This is a genomic window from Rodentibacter rarus, assembly GCF_001998965.1.
Lineage (GTDB): Bacteria > Pseudomonadota > Gammaproteobacteria > Enterobacterales > Pasteurellaceae > Rodentibacter > Rodentibacter rarus.
Window position 1 is genome coordinate 1 of record NZ_MLHJ01000147.1, and the last position, 5,471, is coordinate 5,471.

The window sequence follows — 5,471 nt, forward strand, 5'->3', positions numbered from 1 at the left end:
GGCACTGGCACTGGCACTGGCACTGGAACTGGCACTGGCACTGGCACTGGCACTGGCTCTGGCACTGGCACTGGCACTGGCAACAATACATCAGAAAAACCATCTGACGTCAATACAAATCTACCACCCAAAAATAATCTATTGACACCGAAAGCCAACGCTCAAGTCTCACTCCGCCAAGCCCAATTATTACTTGTAGAAAATGAGCTCATCGGTATTCATCAACGCTTAGGCGAGGTGAAAAACGGAGAGAAAGGCAATGTATGGGTGCGCAATGTCAATTCTCGTGAAAAATTGACCGCACTTTCCACCGGTGACAGCCAAACTTCAGGCTTTAAGCAAAATGTTCACAGCCTACAAGTGGGAGCGGATGCCGCTGTGAGTGATAATTTCCGCCTTGGTGGATTTGTCGGTCGCAGCCAAGCCAATGTTGATTTCAACGGCAATTATGGTGATGGCAAAGTGCGTAGCCATAGCGTGGGGTTATACGCTACTTACCTCGCCGATAACGGTATTTATGTGGATAACATTGCGAAATATAGCCGCCTGAAAGCCGATTCCGATCACACGGATAAACGCCGTTACCATGCCTACACGTTCTCCAGTGAGCTTGGTAAACAATTCAAACTAAGTAGCGATTGGGTCATCACACCGCAAGCGCAATTAGCTTGGACACATATTCAAGGTAAAGACAATGAAGACAGTCTTTCTTCCATTTACTCTCGTGTCGGTGTTCGTGTCGCAAAAAGTTTCGCCCTTGCAAACGGCTGGAATTTACAACCTTATGCGGAAATCAATGGGATCACCAGCCGCAACAACGACAGCAAAATTCATTATTCCAATACGGCGCTGAATGTTGAAGACAGCCGTGGACGTTTTGAAAGTGCTCTAGGTTTGAATGCCGGTATCGCCAACCATCGTTTCGGATTAGAAGTGAGTCGTGCGGACGGAAAACGTTACGACAAACCGTACCAAATCCAAGCGGTGTATCGCTATCAGTGGTAATCAACATCACTAAAACAAAAGTGCGGTCAACATTGACCGCTCTTTTGTTTACAACGGTATTATGTCGTTGTTGCACAAACCTTATTTTGATGGGTCGGGACACACACAGTGTGCCCCTACATTTCGTTGAAATGGCTGCTTTTGTGCATTTTCTACATAATACCGGTTTAAAAAATTAGCAAAATTACAGCTTCACCTCTAACTGTTCATAAGCCCGTTTTACTTTCTCAAGGGCTTTTTCAACAGAAATATCACGAGCCAGCATCACCCCTAAGCGTCTATGCCCATTGACCTCACCTTTACCGAATAATCGGATGTTGGTGTGTGGCTCAACAAGGGCTTTATCAATTCCACTAAATTGGATGTTTTTTGATTTTCCTTCCACCACGATAGCTTTGGAGGCTGAGGGGCTGATAAGTGTGATTTCGGGGATGGGTAAACCCAAAATCGCACGGGCGTGAAGGGCAAATTCAGATAATTCTTGTGAAATTAAGGTGACCATTCCGGTGTCGTGTGGGCGTGGGGAAACCTCATTGAAAATCACGTCATCGCCACAAACAAACATTTCTACCCCAAAAATACCGCGTCCGCCTAGCGCACCGGTAATTTTCTCTGCAATGGACTGTGCTTTTTGTAACGCACTATCAGACATCACTTGCGGTTGCCAAGATTCACGATAATCGCCGTCTTCTTGGCGGTGTCCAATAGGAGCAAGGAAACTCGTTCCATTAATGTGGCGAACCGTTAGCAAGGTGATTTCATAATCAAATTTAACAAATCCTTCGACAATGACACGCCCTGCACCTGCTCGCCCACCTTCTTGTGTATAATCCCAGGCTTTTTGTAAATCCGCTTTTGATTTCAAAATACTTTGTCCATGACCGGATGAAGACATAATGGGTTTTACCACACAAGGCAGACCAATTTTTTCTACCGCACGTTGGAAATCGTCAAAGTTATCCACAAATTGGTAAGCGGAGGTCGGCAAACCCAATTCCTCTGAAGCCAAGCGGCGGATGCCTTCTCGGTTCATGGTAAGCTGGGTGGCTTTTGCCGTTGGCACGACATTAAAACCGGCTTGCTCTAATTCCACGAGGGTTGCGGTCGCAATGGCTTCCACTTCCGGCACAATGTAATCAGGCTTTTCTTTTTCCACCAACGCTTTCAATGCCTCGCCATCAAGCATTGAAATGGTATAGGCACGGTGTGCCACTTGCTGGGCGGGTGCATTTTCATAGCGATCTACCGCAATCACTTCTACACCTAAACGTTGCAATTCAATCACCACTTCTTTGCCTAATTCGCCGGAGCCAAGCATCATCACTTTTGTCGCATTTGGGCTTAATGCCGTACCAAGGGTTGTCATATTGTCTCCTTATTTTAATAATGATTCGTCAAGGGAAAGGTCATCATTTTTGTTCACCCCCACACCACGGGCAATAACGTTTTTCGCAATTTCGTGGGCTTCTTCAAGGGAATGTTCCGTATAAGTCCCGCATTGATAAATATTCAATTCAGGGATCGCAGATTGATCTTTTACATTCAAGATATCTTGCATAGCAGCGAGCCAGGCTTGTGCCACTTGTTGTTCGTTTGGCGTGCCGATTAATGACATATAAAAACCGGTGCGACAGCCCATTGGCGAAATATCAATAATTTCCACGCTATCACTATTTAAATGATCACGCATAAAACCGGCAAATAAATGCTCAAGAGTATGAATGCCTTTAGGTGGCAAAATTTCTTTGTTCGGAATGCAGAAACGTAAATCAAAAATGGTGATGTTATCACCTTTTGGTGTACGCATTGTTTTTGCAATACGCACAGCAGGGGCATTCATTTTTGTGTGATCTACTTTAAAACTATCAAGTAATGGCATAAACTTTTCCTTATAAATCAGTTGGTTGTAAATAATTTAAGAAATTTTCACATTTCTTCCGAACTTTCCGGCAAGGTTTCGGTCCTAGAGAACGAGCAACTTGCAGTTGTTTTAATAAATTGGTTCCTTAGGTTATTTGCCCTTCACTCGTTGAAGGGCTTTTTTTATGACATTCTATAATAGGAATGGTGCGCTAAGAAACAGTAAAACCACATAACGAACCAGTTTGCCCATAAAAATGAAGAGACAACTTGCGGTAAAATTTACACGCAACCACCCCGCCACCGCACAAAATAAATCCCCAATAACCGGCAACCAGCTCAGTAATAATGCCACAGCGCCATAACGCCGGAGCTTTTCCATTACCCATAAAGTGCGGTCATTTTGGCTTTCAAATTTGGGAAACCAACGCCCAATGCCATAAGTCGTAAGACTGCCTAAACCGTTTCCCAATGTGGCTATAAAAACCAATCCCAAAACATCCGCACTTAACACTGAATTGAGGGCTAATTTGGGGATAGCCAATGTCATAAAGACGATTTCCGAATTACCAGGTAGCAGTGTGGCACTTAAAAATGCACTGGCAAACATTAACCATAGTGCGTGACTCTGCCAAACCTCAGCCCAAAAAGCGAAAGAAAGCCAATCCATATTAGCGATCAGGCTGATAGGTGCGGAGGTAATTTTCGCGATCTTGTTCGGTGATTTCACGCACCACACGGCAAGGATTGCCAAATGCCAAGACATTACTCGGTAAATCTTTATTTACCACACTGCCAGCACCTACCACCACATTATCACCAATCGTCACCCCCGGTAAAATCACGACACTACCGCCAATCCAAACATTATTACCGATGGTGATGGGTTTGGCCTGCTCCCACCCCTCATTGCGCAATTCCACGTCTAGCGGATGCCCCACGGTATAAAGACTCACATTCGGGGCAAACATCACATCATCACCAATGGTGATGCCGCCATTATCCAACATCACGCAATGATAATTGGTAAAGAAATTTTTCCCCACTTTAATGTTTATCCCATAATCACAGTGAAAAGGGGCATTAATAGAAGTGGTTTCATCCGCTTGACCAAATAATTTTCTGATTAATTTATTTTGCGTTTCATCATCGTTCGGAGAAGTGCGGTTAAATTCAAACACGATTTCCCGAGCCCGTTTGCGCATATTTTTTAATTCCTTTTCTGCCGGTAAATGCGCCAATCCTGCCATCATTTTTTCATATTCTGTCATTTTTATGCCTTAATAATTTGCTGCGTACGCACATCAAAAACATCCATTCCTGCGTTTAATCCCGCCTGAACACCTAAATCCGCATCCTCAAACACAATGCAATGTGTCGGATTCACCCCCGTTAATTCCGCACAGCGTAAAAAAGTTTCCGGATGCGGTTTATGCTCTTTCACATCATCCGCACTCACAATCGCATCAAAATAGGGGGCAATCGCCAGTTTATCCATTAACATATTAATTAAATGGCGATGCGATCCGGAACCCAACGAAATCGGTTTTTTCTGATGATAATGGCGAACAATCTCAAAGGTGGGAAGTAATGTTGATTCGGTCGGAATTAATTGATAAGAAAGTGCCCGTTTCGCTTCAATCACTTCATCAAGGTAGCGTTGCGGCATACCGGCTCTTTCCATAATCGCAGAGGCAATGGTTCTCACGGTAGCCCCGCCCAGCTGATACATAATTTGGCTGTCAAACTCATAGCCAAACCGTTCTCCCACTATTCCCCAAGCTCGGGCATGCACCGGCATCGTATCAATCAATGTGCCGTCCATATCAAAAATCAACCCTTCATAACGATTGAAAAGTGCATTGTCTATCATCTTTATTTCTTCATTCCTTATACGTTTTATGATTTGTTATCGATTTGTGATCTCTGCACTGTTTTCTTTCGTTAAAGTGCGGTAGATTATGGGGGGGTAATTTTAGAGGAACAGGAACCAAAATGCGACTGCTTAATCAACTTGAACGTTGGAAATTACGCAAACAGATTAATCAGCCGATTATTGATGTCGTCTTTCAGTTGCGTGATCGCCTAGAGCATTATTGGAAAGCGGATGTTAATTCTAAATTGGTTGATATGTTATTGTTCCACATTGCCTGTAGCCTTGGGCGTATTGAACGAGGCGGTTGCGCCTCTCCTCTCTATCAAGAAATGTTTAAAGAGCTCCAAAGTGCGGTCATTTTTCCACAAGTTTTAACGATTCACGAAGATTTACTTTCTTTTATCCCCTTTGAGATCCCCTATGCGGAACAAACCTACTTTTTGGCAAACCTGTATTCGTTATTGTTGGAACAAAAACAAATCCGGCATTGCATCGCCAATACACCAAAACAGGAATTTTAACGGCACGTAGGACATACTACGTATGTCCGTTACAAAACTCAAATCATTTCAATAAGTTAAAATTCGGACACACGCAGTGTGTCCCTACAAGTAACAAAAAACAACGTTGTGCAACTGCTGTATAATACCGGTGTTTTTTACCGCACTTTTTGTTTTTATTTTTTTGATTAATAAAGGAGAAAAAATGGCTGATCCGCATATTCAATCCC

General features: G+C 43.6%; 7 protein-coding genes. 2 read left to right on the top strand and 5 right to left on the bottom strand.

All coding sequences use genetic code 11. The features are described 5' to 3' along the window. Window positions 1–1,005: autotransporter outer membrane beta-barrel domain-containing protein (locus BKK50_RS11785; RefSeq protein WP_143529829.1), on the top strand; the 1,005-nt coding region annotated here is incomplete at its 5' end. A gap of 184 nt (window positions 1,006–1,189) precedes the next feature. Here the strand turns inward: BKK50_RS11785 and purT are convergent. The 5 genes from purT to BKK50_RS11810 all read right to left on the bottom strand — a co-directional run bounded on the left by purT (window position 1,190) and on the right by BKK50_RS11810 (window position 4,738). Further along, window positions 1,190–2,371 carry a formate-dependent phosphoribosylglycinamide formyltransferase gene (purT, locus tag BKK50_RS11790; RefSeq protein ID WP_077418357.1) on the bottom strand — a complete coding sequence of 394 codons (1,182 nt, stop codon included), beginning with the start codon at window positions 2,369–2,371 and terminating at the stop codon, window positions 1,190–1,192. 9 nt (window positions 2,372–2,380) lie between these two features. Beyond that, the gene (luxS, locus tag BKK50_RS11795) at window positions 2,381–2,884 is read right to left on the bottom strand and encodes an S-ribosylhomocysteine lyase (protein ID WP_077418359.1); all 504 of its coding nucleotides are present in this window, start codon (window positions 2,882–2,884) and stop codon (window positions 2,381–2,383) included. 174 nt (window positions 2,885–3,058) lie between these two features. Beyond that, window positions 3,059–3,535: a YqaA family protein gene (locus tag BKK50_RS11800; protein ID WP_077418361.1), complete on the bottom strand. Its 477-nt coding sequence runs from the start codon at window positions 3,533–3,535 to the stop codon at window positions 3,059–3,061. A 1-nt stretch (window position 3,536) separates the two neighbouring features. After that, complete coding sequence (locus BKK50_RS11805; protein WP_077418363.1) at window positions 3,537–4,136, bottom strand: sugar O-acetyltransferase; 600 nt, start codon at window positions 4,134–4,136, stop codon at window positions 3,537–3,539. A 2-nt stretch (window positions 4,137–4,138) separates the two neighbouring features. Next, complete coding sequence (locus BKK50_RS11810; protein WP_077418365.1) at window positions 4,139–4,738, bottom strand: beta-phosphoglucomutase family hydrolase; 600 nt, start codon at window positions 4,736–4,738, stop codon at window positions 4,139–4,141. Window positions 4,739–4,860: 122 nt separating this feature from the next. On the opposite strand from BKK50_RS11810, the gene BKK50_RS11815 reads away from it, so the two are divergent. Next, complete coding sequence (locus BKK50_RS11815) at window positions 4,861–5,262, top strand: hypothetical protein (RefSeq protein WP_077418367.1); 402 nt, start codon at window positions 4,861–4,863, stop codon at window positions 5,260–5,262. The last annotated feature ends 209 nt before the right edge of the window (window positions 5,263–5,471 follow it).

Excerpts from the sequence above, each read along its gene's own strand:
- purT (WP_077418357.1), bottom strand. The coding sequence starts at position 2,371 with ATGACAACCCTTGGTACGGCATTAAGCCCAAATGCGACAAAAGTGATG.
- luxS (WP_077418359.1), bottom strand. The coding sequence starts at position 2,884 with ATGCCATTACTTGATAGTTTTAAAGTAGATCACACAAAAATGAATGCC.
- BKK50_RS11800 (WP_077418361.1), bottom strand. The coding sequence starts at position 3,535 with ATGGATTGGCTTTCTTTCGCTTTTTGGGCTGAGGTTTGGCAGAGTCAC.
- BKK50_RS11805 (WP_077418363.1), bottom strand. The coding sequence starts at position 4,136 with ATGACAGAATATGAAAAAATGATGGCAGGATTGGCGCATTTACCGGCA.
- BKK50_RS11810 (WP_077418365.1), bottom strand. The coding sequence starts at position 4,738 with ATGATAGACAATGCACTTTTCAATCGTTATGAAGGGTTGATTTTTGAT.
- BKK50_RS11815 (WP_077418367.1), top strand. The coding sequence starts at position 4,861 with ATGCGACTGCTTAATCAACTTGAACGTTGGAAATTACGCAAACAGATT.